Raw genomic sequence first — 19,656 nt, 5'->3', positions numbered from 1 at the left:
AAAAACCAAGCGTTTTAAGGTATCACCGAAACGTCACAAAAACGTCATCGTATCGCCTCATTTGCTTCATCAATCTTTCATGCTACTGCCACACGCTCACTTCCCTAAATTTGGCCTCCCCTGAACCCGCATTGAAGGGATTCAGCGCAAGTCGTACAAACGATTAATATTGAGTTTATCCCTTAAAGGACAACTAACTCCCACCGGATACCAGGCCGACAATGGTGGGAATCAACCATAAATTTCCAAACTCTGAGATTCGGCCTCCGTCTGCTTCGGTAGGCGCTAAGTTGAGGTAGGGGATAGCGCAATTGCCGATTGCATAACCCGCGCGGATAAATCAGCATAGCGCCGACTTAAAATTTTCAAAAAACCATAAACGAGGGGAGTCTGGCGATGAAAACGCGTATCACTGAAATGTTTGGTATTGAACATCCGATTATTCAAGGCGGCATGCACTTTGTCGGTTTTGCTGAGCTGGCTGCCGCAGTTTCCAATGCGGGCGGCTTGGGAATCATCACTGGACTCACACAAAAAACACCCGAAGATCTGGCCAATGAAATTGCCCGCTGTAAAGAGATGACAGATAAGCCCTTTGGCGTGAACGTCACATTTCTACCTGTAGTGAATGCGCCCGACTACCCGGGGATCATCAAGGTGATCATCGACGGCGGCGTCAAAGTGGTAGAGACTGCGGGCAACAATCCAGCGGAGTATCTACCGGCATTGAAAGAAGCCGGCGTCAAAGTTATCCATAAGTGCACCGCAGTCCGTCATGCGCTCAAAGCACAAAAGATAGGTTGCGACGCCGTATCCGTTGACGGCTTTGAGTGTGGCGGCCACCCGGGCGAGGACGACATCCCCAATATGATCCTCTTGCCCCGTGCTGCGGACGAACTGGAAATTCCCTTTGTTTCTTCTGGTGGCATGGCCGACGCCCGCTCCTTGGTGGCGTCGCTAGCCATGGGGGCCGAAGGCATGAACATGGGCACGCGCTTTTTGGCCACCAAGGAAGCGCCCGTGCATGAGAACGTAAAACAAGCAATTCTGGAAGCCACTGAGCTTGATACACGCCTGGTAATGCGCCCCCTTCGCAACACCGAGCGCGTATTGAACAACCCCGCGGTTGAGAAAATCCTCGCGACCGAAAAAGCCAAGGGCAAAGAGCTTGAGTTTGGTGACATCGCTGCCGAAGTCGCCGGTGTTTATCCTCGGGTAATGATGGAAGGCGAGGTCGAGTGCGGCGCGTGGTCCTGCGGCATGGTCGCGGGCTTGATCAATGACATTCCCACCTGCGACGAGCTGATCAGCCGTATCATGAACGATGCGGAAGCGATGATCCGACAGCGTCTCAGCGGAATGCTCTGAGCATCTACGGTCAATCACCAGCTAAGCCAGCGGCTGTGTAAAAGTGAATACGCACTCCGCTTTTTTTGATGTAGCGATGTTTGCTCGTATAGCGGGCATTCTGTTTCCCATCGTCGCCATCGTAGTCGCAGGATTTTGGTACGGTCGTAAGCACAATCCCGAGATGTCGGTAGCGAATCGTCTGAACATGGATGTGTTCGTGCCGGCATTGATCCTCGGCGCCATGATGAGCAAGAGCTTTGACCCAACACGCTACGCTGGCCTAGCCGCCGGAGCAGCCTTAATCGTTCTCTGCAGCGGACTCGCCGCCAGGCTTCTCGCCAAGGCAGTAGGAGTAGATTGGCGCACTTTCGTCCCACCGATGATGTTCAATAACTCGGCGAATATTGGGATCCCATTGGCGGTCTTAGCGTGGGGCGATAGCGCGTTGGCAGCCGCAGTCATTCTCTATAGTGTTTCCAACGTGCTGCATTTCTCCGTGGGCCTCCATATGCTGGACAGAGATGCCCAGATTAAGACCCTATGGCGAAACCCCACACTACTGGCAGTCTTTGCTGGCCTCGGAATCTCTCTGGCGCAAGTGCCAGTGTGGCCTCCTTTGGTAGAGGCTTTACAACTAATGGGCAACGTTGCTGTACCACTGCTCCTTTTTGCTCTGGGCGTACGCATGCGCGAGGTACGTTTTGACGCGCTCTCTGCACCACTGCTTGGAGCATTTTTGAAACCCGCTCTGGGTATGACGCTAGCCTGGGTGTTTTCGCTACTTCTGGGTTTGAATGAACGAGATACGGCAATGCTTATCATCTTTGGCGCGCTGCCCCCTGCGGTAATGAATTTTCTCTTTGCCGAGCGCTATGCACAGGATCCTCAGCGAGTTGCTGCCATAGTTCTCATAGGCAATCTGGCATCATTGATCATTCTTCCCATCGCCCTGGGCGTCGTGTTGTGATGCGTTAATCATCCTTGCCCCCCTTACTTCCAATCAGACACTGGAGAATTTTATGGCTACGGTATTGATAACTGGTGTAAACCGCGGCTTGGGTCTTGAATTCGTCCGCCAATACGCGGCGGCAGGCTGGACCGTGTTTGGCACCTGTCGCGACCTAGACAACGCTTCGGAGCTCAAAGAACTTGCCACTGCCGCTGACAATGTCACGGTATATAAATTGGACGTTAGCGACGCGGCTGCTATCGCTGAGCTGGCCGATACTCTGCGGGGAATCGCGATCGACGTACTCATACTAAATGCTGGAGTAATGGCTGAGCGAACCGGACTTGGAACACTCAATGCCGAGGACTTCCAACAGGTTATGAACATCAATGTGGTCGCACCGGCTATGTTCGTACAGGCATTTGCCGATCATGTAGCCGCCAGTGAGCGAAAGATCATTGTAGGCATGGGCAGCACACTGGGCAGTATAGGCGGCAACAGCACGGGTGGTTTATATAGCTATCGCAGTTCGAAAGCCGGACTGCACGCCATTATGCGAACCGCCAGCATCGACCTAAAAGAGAAGGATGTTATCGCCATCGCCATGCACCCCGGATGGGTCGTCACCGACATGGGCGGTAGTGGGGCAGATATTCAAGCAGAAGAGTCCATCGCCGGGATGATGACGGTCATCGATCAGCTGAGTTCTGATGACAGTGGAAGACTACTTACCTTTAAAGGTGACGAGCTACCCTGGTAAAGCGCTTGTGACAATTTCAAACATGCGATTTAGTCGGGCGCAGAGACTGACAAAAAACCATAAAACGGAGAACTAACATGACCCCTTTATTGAGCCTTGTTGTGTACACCACCCTGCTGACTTTCCTGGCGATCATGCTTGGTGCTTTTTTGCGAAATCGCGAATGGACACCCGAAGGGCTAAAAGCAGGACTCAGCAATCGGGATGAACTGCCCGAAGCGACACCTCTCGGAGGCCGAGCCGAGCGCGCAGCCGCCAACTCCATCGAAGCGCTGATCCTATTTGTACCCCTTGCACTCACCGCTCAGCTGGCAGGCAGTGCAGAAGCCGCAACACTGGGAGCAACAGTGTTTTTCTGGGCGAGAGTCGCCTACCTGCCAATTTACCTCATCGGCATTCCCTATCTGCGCAGCCTGGTATGGGCCGTGGGCGTTGCGGGCTTGGCCATGATGGTGTCCAAGCTTCTCGCTTAGCCCCCGAAAGCTTCTAAGCTCCCTTGGAAACACGAAACTCGCGCCGGGATGCGGACTTCTCCCGAGCTGTGCTGGAGGATCTATACCGCTATCCGCTGAAGCGCCGGCAAGTCGCCTGGATACTTTGGGCCCTCACAGGCCTTCTCGGGGGTCACCGGTTTTACCTGGACCGGCCAGCGACAGCGCTAGCCATGGCGGTAACTGCCGGGGGAGGTTTGCTGTGGTGGATCATTGACGCGTTTTACATGACCACGATGCTTCGGTCTTTCAACGACGACCAATCCCATCGTCAGAAGACCGGACAGCCGCCAAGAGCGCTATCTTTCATGCCGCCAAGTCGCGGCATGGTCTTGCCCCCCCAACCCGAATGGATAGAAAAGCGCCAAGGTCGTGCACGACTATACGGCGACGTTGTGGTGCTCTTCTTTGCGGGTTTAAGTGTCGGCGCCATATCCGATGCCAGCGGCAACTATGAATCTATTGTCGCCATCGTTGCACTCAGCGCGATCACTTTGCTTGGGGCACGCTGGAACGCTCTGGCAACGACCCCGATCTTGCGTAACTTCGATCGCTGGAGCCACAGGCTCCGTCTCTACTATTACGTCAACGACCCCGGAGGCCCACTCACCCTATTCTTCAAGCCGTTTTGGGGGTTACTCACCGCGCCTTTTCGGAAACGAGCGCGCGCAGAAGCCTGGCTCTACTTGCAGATCGGCCTATGGTTTACGGTCTTTTTCGTAAGCATTGATCTCATTCAAGCTGTGGATATTAGTGCGGACGGTATCAACATCAATGTCATGGGCTTTTTAGGCGATGTCGCCATTACGTTGGTGTCCGTCTACGCCTTTGCGACACCCATAGGCGCCATTTTAACGACGCACGTCTTACTGGAGCGGCGGGACATTACCGTGTGGGTTTTAACCAGCATCACCTTAGCCGCTGTTTTCTTTGGCACCAGCATTTAGCCAAGTTCACCCTGGTACACCATATTACTTTTGGGGCGGTCACTTCTATCGGCAGTCTTCCGGCGTCTACGTCAGTATCACCGCGCCGATCGGAGCGATAGCGCCGTCATTGCCAAGAGGCGCGCGACTATGTAGTGAAGTAACATGAGGGGGACCAAACTATGACAAAGACCAAATTATGACGGCGACAGAAGACTACTTTATTGGCGAAGCGGGCGTGCCCTGGGGGGCCGCTGAGAAAGCGGCGTGGCTGGATGCACAGACCACTAAGCGCAGTTATGCGGTACTAGTTGAGCAGCGAGTTAAGGAGTTGGAGAAGCAGTTTGATCTTGCAGAGTACGGGGAGCTGTCTCACCCCAATAGGACGCACACTCTCTACGCGCTCAGCTCCAAGAACTGGAACCCCGAACTGCCCAACGTTCTAATTACGGGCGGTGTCCACGGTTACGAAACCAGCGGTGTGATGGGGGCACTGAGCTTCCTCGAAAACACTGCTGCGCATTACTCGGAAGATTTTAACTTTCTGGTCATGCCCTGCATCAGTCCCTGGGCTTTTGAAACGATAAACCGCTGGAACGCACAAGCTATTGATCCTAACCGCTCCTTCCGGCCGGACAGTCCCGCGCAGGAGAGCGAGGCGGCTATGCATTATCTCGATCTTCGCGACTTGGAGTTCTTGGCGCACTTTGATCTGCACGAGACAACGGACACGGACAACTCGGAGTTCCGGCCAGCACTAGCAGCAAGAGATGCGCGGCCTCAGGACCACTGGGACATCCCTGACGGATTCTACGGCGTAGCCGACAGCTCACGCCCGGCAACCGAGTTTCAGCGTGCAATCATCGAGTCTGTCGCAAAGGTCACGCACATCGCGCCGTCTATCGATGGAAAGATCATCGGTGAGACGCTCCAGCAAGAAGGCGTCATTTGTTACGACGGCAAGGGTCTCGGTCTCTGTATGGGAGCCACTGATGCGCCCTTCGTGACAACTACCGAGGTTTATCCTGACAGCCCCTTGGTAAGCGACGACGACTGCATCGCAGCGCAAGTAGCCGCGGTCACCGGCGGACTTAACTACCTGCGTGACGGCTGAGCCACAAACCTACAGGTCACGCTAGAAAGTACCGATACAGTGCCTCGCCGAATACCAGAGTCACAAAGCTCAGCGCGACAAAAACTGCAGCGGATCCCATATCCTTGGCGCGCCCGATAAGCGGGTTGTCTTCGAGAGTGACCGCGTCGGCAACGGCCTCGATTGCGGAGTTTAGAAGTTCCGTGAGAAGTAATAACGCCAGACTAGCCGCCATCAAAAGAAAATGATTGCTGGAAGTAGCAATGAAGAACGCCACGGGAAGCAGTACAACGACCAGCAATAACTCCTGACGAAATGCAGATTCGTGAACAAACGCACTTCGAAAACCATGGTACGAACATTCCGCGGCTTTCAGGATTCGTCCTATTCCCTGTCCATTGGGCTTATTGATCGCAGTCTTACCTATCGTAATTGAGAGGAGCGAGCCAAAACACTTATTCCAGCCGCTGATTCAGATAATAGTACGCTAGCCGTCAGTGTAAGGCGGGGTAGCGCGGCTGATCAATTGCCAGCTGTCCCGCCACAGTCTGACGCAAGTGCGCCGCCAATCCTGGAGTGTCGAGATGCATGTCATCTCGCAATCGACGGACGAGCTCCCAGCGCAAGTCGTCCAAACTATCTTGATGGCCAAGGAGATCCTCGAGGCGACTCTGCTCCTGCCTCGCCAAGGCGGCTCCATGCTGCAACTCCCGCTGGGCAATACCGAGAGAGTTCGCGGCGACTTTGGCTAAAAATCCATCGCGTCCTTGCAACTGCGTTGCGACCTCATCCGTCAAAAAATCGGCCACGCCTGCCAACAGCTCCGCGGGCATCGGTAACTGAGTGCCTTCCGCAATGCTCACCCCCAAGTCGGGCACTTCGAAATCACCAGGGATGATGAGATTCACACAATCCATCTGTGCCTCGGAGGACCGCCTGCCAATCACGGGCCGCTCCAGGCTCGGGGTCTCCCCGCTTCGCCAGGAGTTGGCCATTTGCAGTGTCGCCATGGCCCACCAAAACGAGCCAAATACTTGCCAATACTTGATCTCTTCGAAGGAAACTTCGACGCCACTGGTCTCGAGGTATCCCTCCCGTAAATCCTCTACCGTACCGAATCCCCCTACGGGCAAATCGTCATTCCCAAACCGCCAGGAGTTAACGCACAACCAGCCAAGGTCCCGCACGGGATCACCGATCTGAGCCAATTCCCAATCCAGCACCGCGTTCACGCCCTGGGAGTTAACCATCAGATTGCCATTACGGAAGTCACCATGGACCAACGTGGTTCGCCACGTCTTGGGGGTATTATCCATAAGCCACCGATAGCAGTAATCGATCATGGGCACCGGCACTTGCAGATCGCGGTAAGTTTCCCAGGTCTCTTGTACTAACTCTGTGGGGCTCACTCTGGGTAGCTCATCGGCTAAGACTGTGGTCTCCCAATCCAACGCGTGTATTCGCCCAAGAATTTGACCGCATTCTTTTGCGAGCTTTGGTCGAACTTCTTCAAGTTCTTTAGATCGGACAATACGTCGACCCAGCGTTTCGCCACTTAGCCAGTCCATCACAAAACCACTACCGAGTTCGTCTTCAGGCTGCAAAGCGCAGTGAACCTTGGGGCCCGGTATTCCCGCCGCTGCTGCCAACTGAAAGAGCCGCGCTTCCGTATCCAGGCTGATGTTGCCTACAGTGGATTGTGTATCCAGCGCCGGAGGTGATCGTCGCAAAGCGTAAAGCTTCTCCCCCGCGGCTTCTGCTACCGCCAGCCTATAAGTCTCCTGACTAGCCCCCGCGGTAAGTTGCTCGCAAGACAGCAAGCCCTGGCAACCCGGCAGCTTCCGCTGAAGTACCTTCTCTAACGCTGCTTCAAAATCTTCGGGCATACTCGTCACTCAACGCCTTTAGGTTTCTTCTGATTCATAAAACCGAATAGATAACCCGCAGCGCGGCGAATCTGTATCTCGTCTGCGCCTTCAGTGATTCGGTAGCGTCGGTGATGCCGATAAATATGCTCAAAAGGCTTGTAGCGTGAATACCCCATTCCCCCGTGCACCTGCATCGCAAAGTCCGCCGCCTCACAACAAAGCCGGTTGGCTTGGTAGTTACACATCGACACCTTGTCCGACACCGAGAAGGCACCATCGCGATCCATAAGCCACGCGGTCTTGTGAATAAGCGCACGGAGCATTTCACAGCGTGCATTAAGTTCCACCAAAGGAAACTGGATACCCTGATTCGTGGCTAGCGCTTTGCCAAACGGTTTTCTTTGACGGGCATGCTGGACAGCCTCATTCACGCAGTACTGCGCCGCGCCCAGACTCGATGCGGCCTGACGAATGCGGTTCTCGTTAAAGAAGTGCTGAATCACCATGAGGCCTTTGCCCTCTCCGCCAAAGATCGAGCCATGGGGCACGCGAACGTCGGTGAAAGATACGCGTGCATGATCCGATGGCATATTGAAGGTCCAGAGATATTCTTCAATCTTCACTCCCTGAGCCTGCATAGGCACCAGAAACGCAGTGATCCCCGCAGCCTCACCCGGCTGACCAGACGTTCGCGCCATCACCATATCCGCATCGGCGATATGCACGCCGGTGTTCCAGGTCTTCTCCCCGTTGATTATCCAGTCATCGCCGTCCCGGACCGCAGCAGTTTCCATATGCGTGGCGTCAGAGCCGTGCTCCGGCTCGGTAATTCCAAAAGCGAAGCCCTGCCGGGCCGATGCCATACCATCCAACCATTCAGACTTTTGCTCCTCAGTCCCGTAGTTGAGCATTAATAGCAGAGCAATGTTGTTTCCAACGATGGAGTGTTCGTTCTGCAAATCGTTGTGCAGTCCCAAACCTTTTGCTGCCAGATGCTCCCGAATAAGTGCCATACCAAGATTGCCGCCGTCACGGCCCCCGAACTCCTTGGGAAATGGGTAATTGAAAATTCCCGCTTCGATGGACAAATCCTTTGCCTTGCGAAGGAGCGCTTCCCACTCCTCGTTCGGCAGGCCATCCCGATCCCAATCAGTTCGCGCATCCTCGCGACGATGATCAAAAAAGCGGATGTTGTCGTCACTGTTCTCCAAGGGCTTGATCTTGTCATCGATGAATTGATCGATCTCGCCAAGAAACAACTGAATATCTTCAGGGACTTCGAAGTTCATTGCGCTCACTCATCCTTTTCCGTACTTGAGTTATTTGAAAAATCGCTGTCCACAGTTTAGCGCGGCGCAACCTTTGGAGAACACAAGCCAAAGCTCCCGCGGCGGTGTACGATGCCAACTGCATTTGTTACAACACAGCACTTTCGTGGGAATCACCATGCCCGAGACCTTAGTTGTAGTTCACGTTCGCGCCAAACCCGGCCACGGGGAATTTGTCGAAACCCAACTAAAAAAACTCCTTAGCCCCACTCGCGCCGAAGCGGGCTGCATTCGCTACGACATGTTCTCGGACGCCGAAGACCCACTCCATTTCATCTTCCTCGAAGAGTGGAGCTCCATAGACGACTATCAGGCACACATGGACGAGCAACACATGGTCGAATTTATTATGGCATGCAAGGGCAAACTTGCAGAAGCGTCTACCTACAATCTAAAAGATTGACCTCTGGATTTCCCGCTGCTTCTCAAACTTCCGGCATTAAGAGGCTGTAGAAACCTACGCTACGCACTATTACTCTCGATACCCCACTCGCGAAACCAGGCCCCTATCGCACGCTCCGGATAACGGGGATTGAAGAAACCCCAGTCGGCAGTGGATGCCGGCATCTTGTAAGCCTCCCCCGCTTTCTCTGCAGACACACCTTGCTCCCGGGCCTGTAGCGCAGCGGTATCAATACTTGCGATCAATTCTGCATAGGGCGCCATGTCGTCCGTCGACACCAAGCCTCCGTGTCCCGTCACCATCAAACGAGGACCTCCAGACATGAGCGTGGCAACAGACGGCGCCAGCTTTGACGGTACCGCATCCACATAGTTTGGGAACAACCCCCACCATGCGAGATCTCCTCCAAAGGTGATCGGCAGGTCGTCCACCAGAATGGCGAGATCTGACGGTGTATGCCCAGCGAGGGGCAATATGGTGACTGTACGCCCTCCAAGATTCATGGAGACTGATTGCGATTCGTCCTCGATCAGACGTGTGGGGCCCACGAGTCTTGCAGGCGGGGCAACAAAGGGCGTTCCCTCGACGGCAGTACCGCCACTGTACTGCTCTACCATCAAGGCCCAGGTGCTCGCGGTCATGTAAATCTCTGGCCCCACAGCCCCGTCCTGAAAACCTGCCAATCCGCCCGTGTGATCTAGATGCAGGTGCGTGCAAATCACGTCGCTCACGGGTCGACCAAACAACTTTTTAGCCTGCTCGTTAACCCAGGCAGCGCCCTCCGGCTGATAGTAAGCATCTATTGAGAGTATTCTTTCGTCACCGATAATGAGCCCACCGTTGCACAAAGTTTGGGTTGCTGCGAATCGTCCCTCGCTATCGAGGGGTGTGGACACCACCGCAAAAACTCCATCGCCAACCTCGACGATGCGTGCGAATGCGCTTTCGGCCACGACCCGCTGTTTTAGGGGTGCAGCACTAACGCTGGAGATCACGCCAGGCAAGCTCGCCAGCGCCAGGGCAGAAGTCGCTCCAGCTTTAAGCAAAGAACGTCGTTCAAGGTTGATCATAAGGACTCCTGGTTATTCGTTAGTCGCGAATCTCTACGCGCCAAGGCGGAAAGCGACGGTGCTCCCCCGCCCGGTAAAGCTTGATCTTGTTTCCTGAAGGATCACGAAGAACGGCCTCTGTCCAAAGATAGCTCTGTTCGGCGGGAAGCTGGTCAAACTGAATGCCCTTGGCAATAAGTTCGTTTACCCAATCTTCGAGCTTGGCATGCTCAAAGTAAATGACGGCGCCATTAGTGAAGGCGCCATCTTCTACCAACAGAGAGAATGTGCCGTGACCATCGGGGCATTCGAAACGAGCGTAGTGCGGCGCATCAACGATCTGCGTAAAGCCGAGTTTCCTGTAGAAGGAATTCGAGGCAGGAAGATCTCTCACGGGAAGAGTCACTTGATTCAGGTTCATTTTTACTAACTCCCATTCATCTCAGACTGCCACTGATACTTACACGAATCAGTTCAAAAAGAGTATCGTGTTTCCCTTAGCAAGACTGCATGAAGGAAAACGTACAGCATGGATCGTAGACAATTCCTCACACTAGCGGCTGCGCTTTCTGCCGGGACCGCGTCGCTTTCTACGGGGGCATCCGGCACGCGAAAAATGCGCGTGGTTGTCGCTGGAGCGGGAGTAGTCGGCGCTTCTATTGCCTACTCTTTGGCAAAGGCTGGAACAGCGGTAACAGTGATTGACGCAGTGGGTCCGGCGAGCCATGCGTCCCGTGGGACGTTTGCCTGGATAAATGCGACCTGGGCAAAGCAGCCTCGGCACTATCATCAGCTCAACCAAACCAGTGTCGGCAGCTGGCACGAGCTTCAAGAAGAGCTTCAGATCCCGATAACCTGGGGCGGCTCAATTGAGTGGTTTGCAAGTGCAGAGCGACAACAGCGTTTGGCGGAGCAGATTGCCGAGCAGGTGCAATGGGGTGAACCCGCGCAAATGATCAACGCCGAGAAGATTGCTGAGCTGGAGCCCAATTTACGTTTTGCTGCTAAAGACTCTGCGGCCTACTCCCCCAATGACGGAGCGGTGGACCCAGTACTCGCCACGCAGCTGATGTTAAAAGGCGCTCAATCTCTAGGTGCAGATATTGTGTATCCCAATGAGCTTAAAAATGTGTCTTTGAATAAGGGACGGCTTGTCTCCGTAGAGACGACAAAGGGCTCTATTAAAGCTGATCGTTTGGTTCTCGCTACCGGAGCCGCCCAGAAGCTTCCAGAGCGCATCGCCGGTATCAACATTCCGCAAAGAACAACACCGGGGATCATAGGCATCAGCGAACCAATGCCACGTCTTCTCAACGGCGTAGTCGCAGCACCCGGCGTGCACTTACATCAGCGCAGCGATGGCCGCTTTGTTATTGGTGAGCAAGAGGGAGCACCAGCAAGTCACGAGCAGCGCTTGGCAGAACGCCCCAACAGCTTCCCCACCCCCGAGCTCGTTAGCGAGCATGGCTCACGCCTCCTACAAGCAGCAACGGAGTTTCTACCCGAGCTAAAAGGCACACGCATGGAAAACGTTTTCATCGGGTGGCGCCCCCTACCTCTGGACGGCCACCCTGCGCTTGGTGTGAACCCTGATCGTCCGGACGTGTATCTGGCGATCATGCATAGCGGCGTATCGCTGGCACCGATAGTCGGCAGCCTGGTCGCGAAAGAAATACTCAGTGCGGAGTCCGCTAAGAATCTGGAGCCTTATCGTCCGACGCGAGAGTTCGCCAACGTGAGTCGTTATTGACGGCAGAAGAATTCTTGCTGCTCTAACGCAATACCGCAGTATTAACCACTTTTTCCGTGGGGTTGAAATCATCGAAAACCCCTATAAAGGCCTCATCTTTTGTATGGTGTAATTCGCAAATCGCGTAAGTTACGATCAATACTCATCCAAAAAATTACTCGGACAACCCATGGATTACAACCTGGCTTTGCAAGGGTTTACTGGAATGCGCTTTGCCTTCTTACCGGCTTTAGTTCTCGCTCTACTCGGTATCAGCGCCTGCAGCGGCACACAGATCATCCCCTCAGAAACCGACACCTTTTCGGCGACAGGTTATACCCACTATGCATGGAGAAGCGCGCCGCCCAAATATACGCCCAACAGTAAAGACATGCTTGCGCAAAAAAGCCCGTCGATTCGCGCTGGTGTTGAAGCAGAAATGTTTGAACTCGGATACCGCCGAGTCAACAAGGCAGAAGCGGAGTTTCTTATCGAGTACGTTGCCGCTCCCGGGCTTAACGATGGTCAGCTGCTTCGCGGCGGATCTAACGACACCCTTTACGGTAGCTCGGTGAATCGACAGATCGATGGCGCGTCGGAAGACAACGCCTACGCGCTGAGCGGCCCGGTAAAAACTGGAGAGATGAAGCTGTTGTTCATCGACGCTCAGTCATCAGATATTCTCTGGAGAGTCGACATGAGCATTGTGGTGGAGGATGCGAATCGTATCGATCACGAGGAAGTTCGCAAAACAGTCCGCCAGGGAATAGCCACGCTGCCATCCGCCCCTCAGTAATGCTTACGCTCGGAGGAATGTGAGCGTGCCTTAGCCGGAGCAAACAATATCCCGCCTGTGGTGAGGCGCTGCTTTTTTTGCATTGATTGACGCTCCCAAGATCCCTAGACACCAAAAGAATAACGGCCGTAGTTACTCATAGTTACTCGTAGTTAGGCCTTTGTTCGCCCTAAAGCGTTCACGTTTTTTGTTCATAAATACGTGAACACTTTTTGAAGAAACACGCTAGTCTGTCGCCCCGCAACAAATGCCTTCTTTGGATCAACAGAATAAAGAGCAGACAGTGACATGAATAGCGACTTACACGGCGCCCTTGCCGCATGTAAAACCCTACCGACCCTTCCCACGGTAGCCGCACAAATCATTGAGCTTTCCTCCCAAGAAGACTACGGCTTGTCGGATATCATCGACATCGTTCGCAATGACATCACCATCTCCACAAAATTGATCGCAAGTGCCAATACGCCGCAGTACTACCGTGGCGAGCCAGCCGTGGAGATATCCCAGGCAGTTTCCCGCTTGGGATTCAAGTCGACAATGATGATTGCCCTGAGCTTCTCTTTGTCGGTAAAAGTGAATAGCGAGGAGCAAAGCGAGATCGACCTCCTCTCGCTTTGGCGACGCTCTGTAGCCAGCGGTGCGATTGCCAGACTCCTCGCTCGGGAACTGGGGTTAAAGGATCCAGAGGTCTGCTTCCTCGCCGCGCTCGTGCAAGATATAGGTGTACTCGCGCTGTCACAGGCCGCACCACAAACCTACTCGACACTGTTCGAAACGTCACATGAAGCGCTGTGCGCCGCAGAAAACGCGGCATTTGAATGCGATCATTCAGTAGTGGGCGCCTGGATTCTTGAGCAGTGGAAGCTTCCTTCAGAGATCGCGGAGTTAGTGGCAAGCAGTCACGACTTTGCCACTCTCACCTTGGAAGCTGACTCCCGAAAAGAACATTGGTGTATCGCAGTTTCAGGGCTGCTCGCTGATGCGATGTTGGCGGGCGATCAGTTTGAGGCGGCGCGCATGGTATGGCTAATCGACGGCGTCTGCGGCGAAAACAATGACACCGAGTCGAACATCGTACCGCTCATAGCCGATGCCGTACGCGAAGCCGAAACGCTGTTCGAAGCGCAGCTAGTCCAAGAGCCAATCGCATTGCTCGAGGCCTCAAAAGAAAAACTCTTCGAAGTAATGACTGATGCATCCAAAGATGTAAACGACGACAAAGTTGCTCAGCTGGAAAAGCGGGTGTCGATGCTTGAACGTCAGGGGCAACGCGACAGTCTGACGGGAGCCATCAACCGAGGTCACTTCCATGCAGAGTTGGATCGCCTCTTTATTGATTCCAGCAACACTCAGCGTCCACTCAGTCTCATGTTCATCGATGCAGATCACTTCAAACAAGTGAACGACACCTTCGGTCATTTAGCGGGGGATGAGGTGTTAAAGTGGCTTGCGAACGCGTTTACAGAACTTGTCGGCGAGAAAGGATTGGTAGGACGTTATGGCGGCGAAGAGTTTGTTGTCATTCTGCCTAACGCAGCAGAAAAAGACGCCATGCTGCTTGGACAAGATGTCTGTGATTACGTGCGGGACGGAGCTATTACTGCGGGTGATGCGCAAATTAGGGTCACAGTCTCTATAGGCATCGCGACCTTTGACACCGACTCTCAACTACGTGGAACAAGGGATCTTATCTTTGCTGCCGATCAAGCCATGTACTTTGCCAAGCAGTCGGGTCGTGATCTCTGCATCGTGGCATCGGCACTCCCCACCCCGCCGCAAGCCGTTGCAGCTGCGGGTTGATCAGCGAAGCTGTCGAAGCTTTGCACGATTAAAGTGCTTGTAATGGAAACCACCATGGCGGCGAGCCGCGGTTGTTCAAGCCGGACGAGCATGTCTGTGAGTACTTCGGCGCACCTCCTGTAGTTATCTTTAATTTGCGGCGATCTGCTATCGCTTGTTTGCAGAAAAATAGAAGCCGCCTCTAGCGCCGATCCCGCCAATTTAACGTGCTCAGGGCTAAGCTCTCCGCTGCGATCCGCCAGGATCGCCTCGCAATCTATCCAAAACTGATAAGCCTCGGTGGAGCTCCGCTGCAACGAATTGCGGTGGTGTGGGCACAGAAACCTCAGTCTCATCATCACGTCTCTTTTCAGCGATATGGCTACAAGTTTTCGATCTTAATACGATTAATTATCATTCGCAATAAATCATTAAGGCTTTCAATAACAAAGCCCTGTTTATAGGCAACCATTCTTACGCAAGAGCGGGATGCTCGTGATAGAGCGATCCTGTAACGCTACAATGCGCATCCATCGAACAACGCGTATTCCGGAGACAACACGTGATCCCCAGCCATCACCTCAACTCACTTTTAGGCCTAGTAATCGTTCTTTGCCTAGTGCCGATGAAGCAGGGAATAGCTGCGGATTTGACAACGATTCGTGCCGAGCTACCTCCCGTGGCTCTCTGGTCTGGTGCTAGCGAGGCACTCATTGCGCAGCCAGACGATGCCTGGATAACGCCCGCCGAACGAGACGACTTCAAATTCACTCCGAGCTATCAGGAGACGCGACAATGGTTAGAACGCTTAGTAGAGGCGAGCCCAAGCCTATCTCTGCATAGCTTTGGACACTCGGCCGAAGGGCGCGAACTCTTCTATATCAAGGCGACACCAGTAAGAGATGACAAAGGCGACGTTCAGCGCCCTGTCGTGCTGATTCAGGCGGGTATTCACTCTCACGAAATCGATGGCAAAGACGCGGGGCTCATGCTGCTTCGGGACATCGGTCTGGGCAAGAAGTCTGACCTGATCGATGTCGTTGATCTGGTCTTCGTTCCGATCTACAACGTAGACGGACATGAGCGCCCAAGTGCTTTCAATGCGGCGCACCTTCGCGGTCCGGCTAACCACGGAACACGTGACACAGCACAATCCATCAATCTAAATCGGGATTACGCAAAGGCCGAAGCGCCAGAGACCCGCGCAATGCTCGCTCTCATTCAGGAACTGGATCCTGTTCTTTACATAGACGTGCATGTCTCCGACGGCTTTGATCACGGCTACGATGTGACCTACACCTACGCGGCCTGGGGACGATACATGCACTCCAAGGCCATTGCAGACTGGCTGAATGGACCTTTCGAAGCCGGCGTCAACGCGTTCCTTCGCTCTCAGGGACACAACCCGCATTTTTATCCCAGCGCGATTGATTACCACGAAATCGAGAAAGGTCTTCGCGTATCGGGAGAAGGCCCCAGGTGGTCAACCGGCTACGGAGACCATATCCGTATGCCGACCGTGCTCGTAGAAATGCACAATCTAAAGCCCTATCGACAGCGCGTACTGGGTGCCTACTCCATGATGGAGGGAGCCCTGCGCGCCGCCGCAACGCATCTAGACATACTACAGTCATCCATTGAACAGGATCGACAGCGCCGCCCTGACTCTTTAGTGGTGCGCTGGGAGCGCGACGAACAACCGATGGAGACCATACCTTTCAAGGGTATGGCTTTTGAGCGTTACGAATCGGCAGTATCCGGAGCAAAGGAGATTCGATACCTCGGACATACAGAAACGTGGAACCTTCCGGTCACTGGCCAGCACCCTGTTGCCGAAGTAAAACTGCCTCAAGCCTGGTGGATCCCTGCCTCCGAAAGAAAAGTTATCGCGCTTATGGATGCACATGGCATCCTCTACGAGACCATCGACAGTGCAATAGAGCTTGAGCTCGATACGATCACCATGCACGAGCTGAAATTGGGCCCTGTGTACGATACGCGGGTACAAGTGTCCGGGAACGCTTCGCACGCTGTAACGAAGGTTCGGATGCCTGCGGGTTCCGTGCGCGTGTCTGCTGATCAAACCTTGGGCTTGCTCGCAGCATCGTTGCTGGAACCCGAGGCGATGGACTCGCTGTTCTCCTGGGGGTTCTTCCCGCAGATGCATCAAAAGGCGGGCAATATGGAGCGCTTTATAGCGGTCTCTCTGGCGGAGTCTATGCTTGAGCAGGACCCGGAGCTACGCGATAGCTTTGAGACAGAACTCGCGAAAAACCCTGAATTCGCTGCGGACCCCAAGGCACGCTTGCGGTGGTTTCAGGATCGATCTGGCTACGGCAACGATGGTTACGGGGTGTACCCCATTAAGCGCGAGCTCTGAACGAGCGAACACTACGATTCTGTCACTCAATGAGCGCTACGAGCTTTCCTAATCACCAAGTCATGTTTGGTGATGCTTAAGGGGAAGCTCGTAGCGTCAAAGAGGTCCTCTATTGAGTACGCGAAGGTTTAGAACGCATAAGAAGCACTGAGGCGATATCGACGCGGCATCCCAGGCTCTACCCATACATCTGCAAAGGAATTGGTGTAGAACGTTTCGTCGAAGGCGTTATCAATGTCAAAACGAACCGCAATGCCTTGCATGGGCTCAATCTGTCCAAAGAACCGGGCTGTTGTGTAGCTAGGCAACGTAAAGTCGAAGCCCGTCCACCCTAGGCGCTCATCCGTGTACAGAACACCCGCACCTAACTGCGCCGGCATACCCGCTAAAGAAAAGCTCTGCGTAAGCTGCACATTAAGCTGGTTCTCTGGTGAGTTAATGAGCGGGTCGCCCTTCTCGATAAGCGCACCAAAGTCAGCATCGGGAGCCGTCGTCGTAAACTCCGCATCGGTGTAGGCGTAGGAAAACCACAGGCTCAAACCGCCTTCAAAGTCGACGCTCGCATCCAGCTCTATACCGCGGCTTTGCGCCTCTCCTGCTGAGCGAGAGAAAAAACCCGCAGCCACCGCCGCAGGACGGTCATCGTTTACCAAGATATTGCTCTGATCTACCTGAAATGCTGCCAACGTGAGGGAGCCCGCGACGCCGTCAAAGAAATGCTGCATGTCCATCTTCAAACCAAGTTCAGCAGACTCCGTGATGTTGGGATCGAACTGGTTACCTTGAAAGTCAGATCCGGTTTGCTGCCTAAAGCCTTCGCCGTAAGATGCATACAGACTGAGCCCGTCATTAATCATGTAAACAGCGCCCAGCTGGGGCGATACGCGCGTGTCCGAAGTCTCGGTGGTAGTCGCAGGGACTGCTCGCTGATTAGTTAGGCTCTGCTCGAAGTCATCCCAGCGCAAACCCAGACGCACCTGCAGGCGGTCAGTGAGATCAATCTGATCCTGGATGTAGACACCAACGCCATCGAGCTCTTCGACCCTATCGGTATTCGGTCCGGGAGTAGGAATGGGGTATTGCCCATAGATCGGATCAAAAGCGTCAAGAAGCAAGTAAGTTTCCGGATCGAAATCCTCTAATTCAAAATCCGCACCGGGGAACGGCGGGCGGTAGCGCAGAATAAAGAGGCTATTTTCGAACTGGTCCATGTCGGCACCGACAATAAGACGATGGCGCAGACCACCTGTGTTGAACTGCCCGGCAAGCTCTGCACGGGCTACCAGGTATTCGGAGTCAAAATCACGATAGCGGAAGAAGCGCGAGATAGTTCTGCCGTCGCGGAAATACGTCTGCCGGCCACCAAAGTTGTTTTCTGATGCATTGCCCTCAAAGGTAGTGTCTCGGTATCCAAGCCCTGCGAGCAAACTCCAGTTTGTGGAGAAGTTATGCTGCAACTCCAGCTGATGACCGAGTACGCGTGTTTCGATAGGACCATCGCCTGGCTCTCCCGTAAACGTATTTCGGGGACTAAATCCGAAATCCTCGCTATACAGCACACCACGATCAAAGGGTACTTCTTGCTCAGTGTACTCAAGCTCGTAGGTGACGGTGGTAGCGTCCGAAACTTTCCAGGTCACCGACGGATACAAACCCACGCGCTCGGTCTCGACGGTCTCGCGGAAGCTCTCTGCATCTTCGGTGAACCCTACCAAACGAACACCAATCTGATCATTGGCGCCAAGAGCAGTCTGAACATCGGCCTCAAACCGAAGCTGATCCCAGCGACCAACCGTCGCGCGCAGCTCGCCCTGAGTTTCGAATTCCGGACGCTTCGTCACCAGGTTCACGGTACCGCCGGGCTCACCCCGACCAAACAATGCCGCGCGGGGACCTTTGAGCACCTCGACGGATTCAATGCCCGACATGTCACGGGGACCGGCAAAACCGCGACCCGCGTTAAAACCATTCACCAGGAAGCCGCTAGGAAGGTTGATGTCGCCGGAAAAGCCGCGAATAGAAAAACTGTTCCACAGACCGCCAAAGTTGTTCTGCCGAGCAACCGAGGCCGAGAGATCCAGAGCCTGATTCAGATTAAGCACACCCGCCGCGCGGAGTAGATCTTCGCCCATGATTTGCACAGATGAGGGATTTTCCAAAGTATCGAAATTACCCTGATAGGCACGACGATCACCGAGGACAAACACCTCTTCCAGAGTAGTCTCGGAATCAGCGTTCGGGGCTGTCTGCGCCGTTGATGACAAAGAATAAAAAGATGAAAGAGCCGCAGCAACAGCGAGCGCGACAGGTCGAATAGTGTAAGAGTTCATTATGTTCAATCCACAAAACGTATAAAGAAATGAGGGCGCGGCAGTAGGCTGCCGCCCTCAAAGCGAATCAAGTAAACAGAGACGACGTTTTAGATTGCTGGTGGGGGGCCCGTGGGCGGTGGAAGCAGCGAGCATCGTCGCCGCGGCGTAATCCGATCGGCTGGAAGCTCAACAGCGGCACTGAGCTTAATCCGCTCAGGTGGAACAATACCCGCAGCGGGTAACACCCCAGACGCGTCAAGCATTGGCGCCAAGCAGATAACACCATTGTGCTCGTGAGGCCCTTGGGGGAACTCCGTTTCATGCAAAGAAGACCACGCCTGGGAAGCCAAAAACAAGGCACCCACAAGCGTCAGAATCCATTTGCGTGATTGAATAATCATCGGCCAGCAATGTGACAGATGTTTTTGGTGGGTGCAACCAGT

Annotated in this window: 18 protein-coding genes; 12 read left to right on the top strand and 6 right to left on the bottom strand. The window is 54.0% G+C overall.

Annotated elements, in window-relative coordinates; genetic code table 11:
• Nucleotides 1-396 precede the first annotated feature (396 nt).
• From AB8B76_RS05470 to AB8B76_RS05440, 7 genes are all read left to right on the top strand, one after another.
• Nucleotides 397-1,368 (top strand): NAD(P)H-dependent flavin oxidoreductase, encoded by a 972-nt coding sequence (locus tag AB8B76_RS05470; RefSeq protein ID WP_405271002.1) that lies wholly within the window; start codon nt 397-399, stop codon nt 1,366-1,368.
• A gap of 43 nt (nt 1,369-1,411) precedes the next feature.
• Nucleotides 1,412-2,317, top strand: coding sequence for an AEC family transporter (locus AB8B76_RS05465; RefSeq protein ID WP_405271001.1), 906 nt, complete (start codon nt 1,412-1,414; stop codon nt 2,315-2,317).
• Nucleotides 2,318-2,369: 52 nt separating this feature from the next.
• Nucleotides 2,370-3,059 carry an SDR family oxidoreductase gene (locus AB8B76_RS05460; protein ID WP_405271000.1) on the top strand — a complete coding sequence of 230 codons (690 nt, stop codon included), beginning with the start codon at nt 2,370-2,372 and terminating at the stop codon, nt 3,057-3,059.
• A 77-nt stretch (nt 3,060-3,136) separates the two neighbouring features.
• The gene (locus AB8B76_RS05455; protein ID WP_405270999.1) at nt 3,137-3,532 is read left to right on the top strand and encodes an MAPEG family protein; all 396 of its coding nucleotides are present in this window, start codon (nt 3,137-3,139) and stop codon (nt 3,530-3,532) included.
• Nucleotides 3,533-3,555: 23 nt separating this feature from the next.
• A complete protein-coding gene (locus AB8B76_RS05450) occupies nt 3,556-4,497 on the top strand; it encodes a TM2 domain-containing protein (RefSeq protein ID WP_405270998.1) in 942 nt (313 codons plus the stop codon).
• Complete coding sequence (locus tag AB8B76_RS05445) at nt 4,481-4,645, top strand: DUF6515 family protein (protein WP_405270997.1); 165 nt, start codon at nt 4,481-4,483, stop codon at nt 4,643-4,645. The genes AB8B76_RS05450 and AB8B76_RS05445 overlap by 17 nt, the downstream gene beginning before the upstream one ends.
• A 30-nt stretch (nt 4,646-4,675) precedes the next feature.
• Nucleotides 4,676-5,590 (top strand): M14 family metallocarboxypeptidase, encoded by a 915-nt coding sequence (locus tag AB8B76_RS05440; RefSeq protein WP_405270996.1) that lies wholly within the window; start codon nt 4,676-4,678, stop codon nt 5,588-5,590.
• Nucleotides 5,591-5,606: 16 nt separating this feature from the next.
• On the opposite strand, the gene AB8B76_RS05435 is transcribed toward AB8B76_RS05440, so the two are convergent.
• The 3 genes from AB8B76_RS05435 to AB8B76_RS05425 form a co-directional block, all read right to left on the bottom strand.
• Nucleotides 5,607-5,945, bottom strand: coding sequence for a diacylglycerol kinase (locus AB8B76_RS05435; protein WP_405271014.1), 339 nt, complete (start codon nt 5,943-5,945; stop codon nt 5,607-5,609).
• A gap of 118 nt (nt 5,946-6,063) precedes the next feature.
• Complete coding sequence (locus AB8B76_RS05430; RefSeq protein WP_405270995.1) at nt 6,064-7,455, bottom strand: phosphotransferase family protein; 1,392 nt, start codon at nt 7,453-7,455, stop codon at nt 6,064-6,066.
• A gap of 5 nt (nt 7,456-7,460) precedes the next feature.
• Nucleotides 7,461-8,726: an acyl-CoA dehydrogenase family protein gene (locus AB8B76_RS05425; RefSeq protein WP_405271013.1), complete on the bottom strand. Its 1,266-nt coding sequence runs from the start codon at nt 8,724-8,726 to the stop codon at nt 7,461-7,463.
• Nucleotides 8,727-8,883: 157 nt separating this feature from the next.
• Between AB8B76_RS05425 and AB8B76_RS05420 the strand changes: the two genes are divergently transcribed.
• The gene (locus AB8B76_RS05420) at nt 8,884-9,168 is read left to right on the top strand and encodes a putative quinol monooxygenase (RefSeq protein ID WP_405270994.1); all 285 of its coding nucleotides are present in this window, start codon (nt 8,884-8,886) and stop codon (nt 9,166-9,168) included.
• 59 nt (nt 9,169-9,227) lie between these two features.
• Here AB8B76_RS05420 and AB8B76_RS05415 read toward each other — a convergent pair whose 3' ends face one another.
• Nucleotides 9,228-10,238, bottom strand: coding sequence for an MBL fold metallo-hydrolase (locus AB8B76_RS05415; protein ID WP_405270993.1), 1,011 nt, complete (start codon nt 10,236-10,238; stop codon nt 9,228-9,230).
• Between the two features lie 19 nt (nt 10,239-10,257).
• Nucleotides 10,258-10,638 (bottom strand): VOC family protein, encoded by a 381-nt coding sequence (locus AB8B76_RS05410; protein ID WP_405270992.1) that lies wholly within the window; start codon nt 10,636-10,638, stop codon nt 10,258-10,260.
• A 108-nt stretch (nt 10,639-10,746) separates the two neighbouring features.
• Here AB8B76_RS05410 and AB8B76_RS05405 point away from each other — a divergent pair, with 108 nt between their 5' ends.
• The 4 genes from AB8B76_RS05405 (at nt 10,747) to AB8B76_RS05390 (ending at nt 16,901) form a co-directional block, all read left to right on the top strand.
• Nucleotides 10,747-11,967: an NAD(P)/FAD-dependent oxidoreductase gene (locus AB8B76_RS05405; RefSeq protein WP_405270991.1), complete on the top strand. Its 1,221-nt coding sequence runs from the start codon at nt 10,747-10,749 to the stop codon at nt 11,965-11,967.
• Nucleotides 11,968-12,136: 169 nt separating this feature from the next.
• On the top strand, nt 12,137-12,742 hold the full coding sequence (locus tag AB8B76_RS05400) for a DUF4136 domain-containing protein (RefSeq protein WP_405270990.1): 606 nt from the start codon (nt 12,137-12,139) through the stop codon (nt 12,740-12,742).
• Between the two features lie 288 nt (nt 12,743-13,030).
• Nucleotides 13,031-14,542: an HDOD domain-containing protein gene (locus AB8B76_RS05395; protein ID WP_405270989.1), complete on the top strand. Its 1,512-nt coding sequence runs from the start codon at nt 13,031-13,033 to the stop codon at nt 14,540-14,542.
• A gap of 541 nt (nt 14,543-15,083) precedes the next feature.
• A complete protein-coding gene (locus AB8B76_RS05390; protein ID WP_405270988.1) occupies nt 15,084-16,901 on the top strand; it encodes a M14 family metallopeptidase in 1,818 nt (605 codons plus the stop codon).
• 128 nt (nt 16,902-17,029) lie between these two features.
• Here AB8B76_RS05390 and AB8B76_RS05385 read toward each other — a convergent pair whose 3' ends face one another.
• Nucleotides 17,030-19,231 (bottom strand): TonB-dependent siderophore receptor, encoded by a 2,202-nt coding sequence (locus tag AB8B76_RS05385; RefSeq protein WP_405270987.1) that lies wholly within the window; start codon nt 19,229-19,231, stop codon nt 17,030-17,032.
• Nucleotides 19,232-19,656 lie beyond the last annotated feature (425 nt).

Origin of the sequence: Congregibacter sp. (assembly GCF_045107095.1) — a bacterium.
Taxonomy (GTDB): domain Bacteria; phylum Pseudomonadota; class Gammaproteobacteria; order Pseudomonadales; family Halieaceae; genus Congregibacter.
The sequence above is the reverse complement of the archived record's forward strand: the minus strand, read 5'-3'. Positions and strand labels throughout refer to the sequence as shown.

Excerpts from the sequence above, each read along its gene's own strand:
- AB8B76_RS05470 (WP_405271002.1), top strand. The coding sequence starts at position 397 with ATGAAAACGCGTATCACTGAAATGTTTGGTATTGAACATCCGATTATT.
- AB8B76_RS05460 (WP_405271000.1), top strand. The coding sequence starts at position 2,370 with ATGGCTACGGTATTGATAACTGGTGTAAACCGCGGCTTGGGTCTTGAA.
- AB8B76_RS05455 (WP_405270999.1), top strand. The coding sequence starts at position 3,137 with ATGACCCCTTTATTGAGCCTTGTTGTGTACACCACCCTGCTGACTTTC.
- AB8B76_RS05440 (WP_405270996.1), top strand. The coding sequence starts at position 4,676 with ATGACGGCGACAGAAGACTACTTTATTGGCGAAGCGGGCGTGCCCTGG.
- AB8B76_RS05430 (WP_405270995.1), bottom strand. The coding sequence starts at position 7,455 with ATGCCCGAAGATTTTGAAGCAGCGTTAGAGAAGGTACTTCAGCGGAAG.
- AB8B76_RS05425 (WP_405271013.1), bottom strand. The coding sequence starts at position 8,726 with ATGAACTTCGAAGTCCCTGAAGATATTCAGTTGTTTCTTGGCGAGATC.
- AB8B76_RS05420 (WP_405270994.1), top strand. The coding sequence starts at position 8,884 with ATGCCCGAGACCTTAGTTGTAGTTCACGTTCGCGCCAAACCCGGCCAC.
- AB8B76_RS05415 (WP_405270993.1), bottom strand. The coding sequence starts at position 10,238 with ATGATCAACCTTGAACGACGTTCTTTGCTTAAAGCTGGAGCGACTTCT.
- AB8B76_RS05410 (WP_405270992.1), bottom strand. The coding sequence starts at position 10,638 with ATGAACCTGAATCAAGTGACTCTTCCCGTGAGAGATCTTCCTGCCTCG.
- AB8B76_RS05405 (WP_405270991.1), top strand. The coding sequence starts at position 10,747 with ATGGATCGTAGACAATTCCTCACACTAGCGGCTGCGCTTTCTGCCGGG.
- AB8B76_RS05400 (WP_405270990.1), top strand. The coding sequence starts at position 12,137 with ATGGATTACAACCTGGCTTTGCAAGGGTTTACTGGAATGCGCTTTGCC.
- AB8B76_RS05395 (WP_405270989.1), top strand. The coding sequence starts at position 13,031 with ATGAATAGCGACTTACACGGCGCCCTTGCCGCATGTAAAACCCTACCG.
- AB8B76_RS05385 (WP_405270987.1), bottom strand. The coding sequence starts at position 19,231 with ATGAACTCTTACACTATTCGACCTGTCGCGCTCGCTGTTGCTGCGGCT.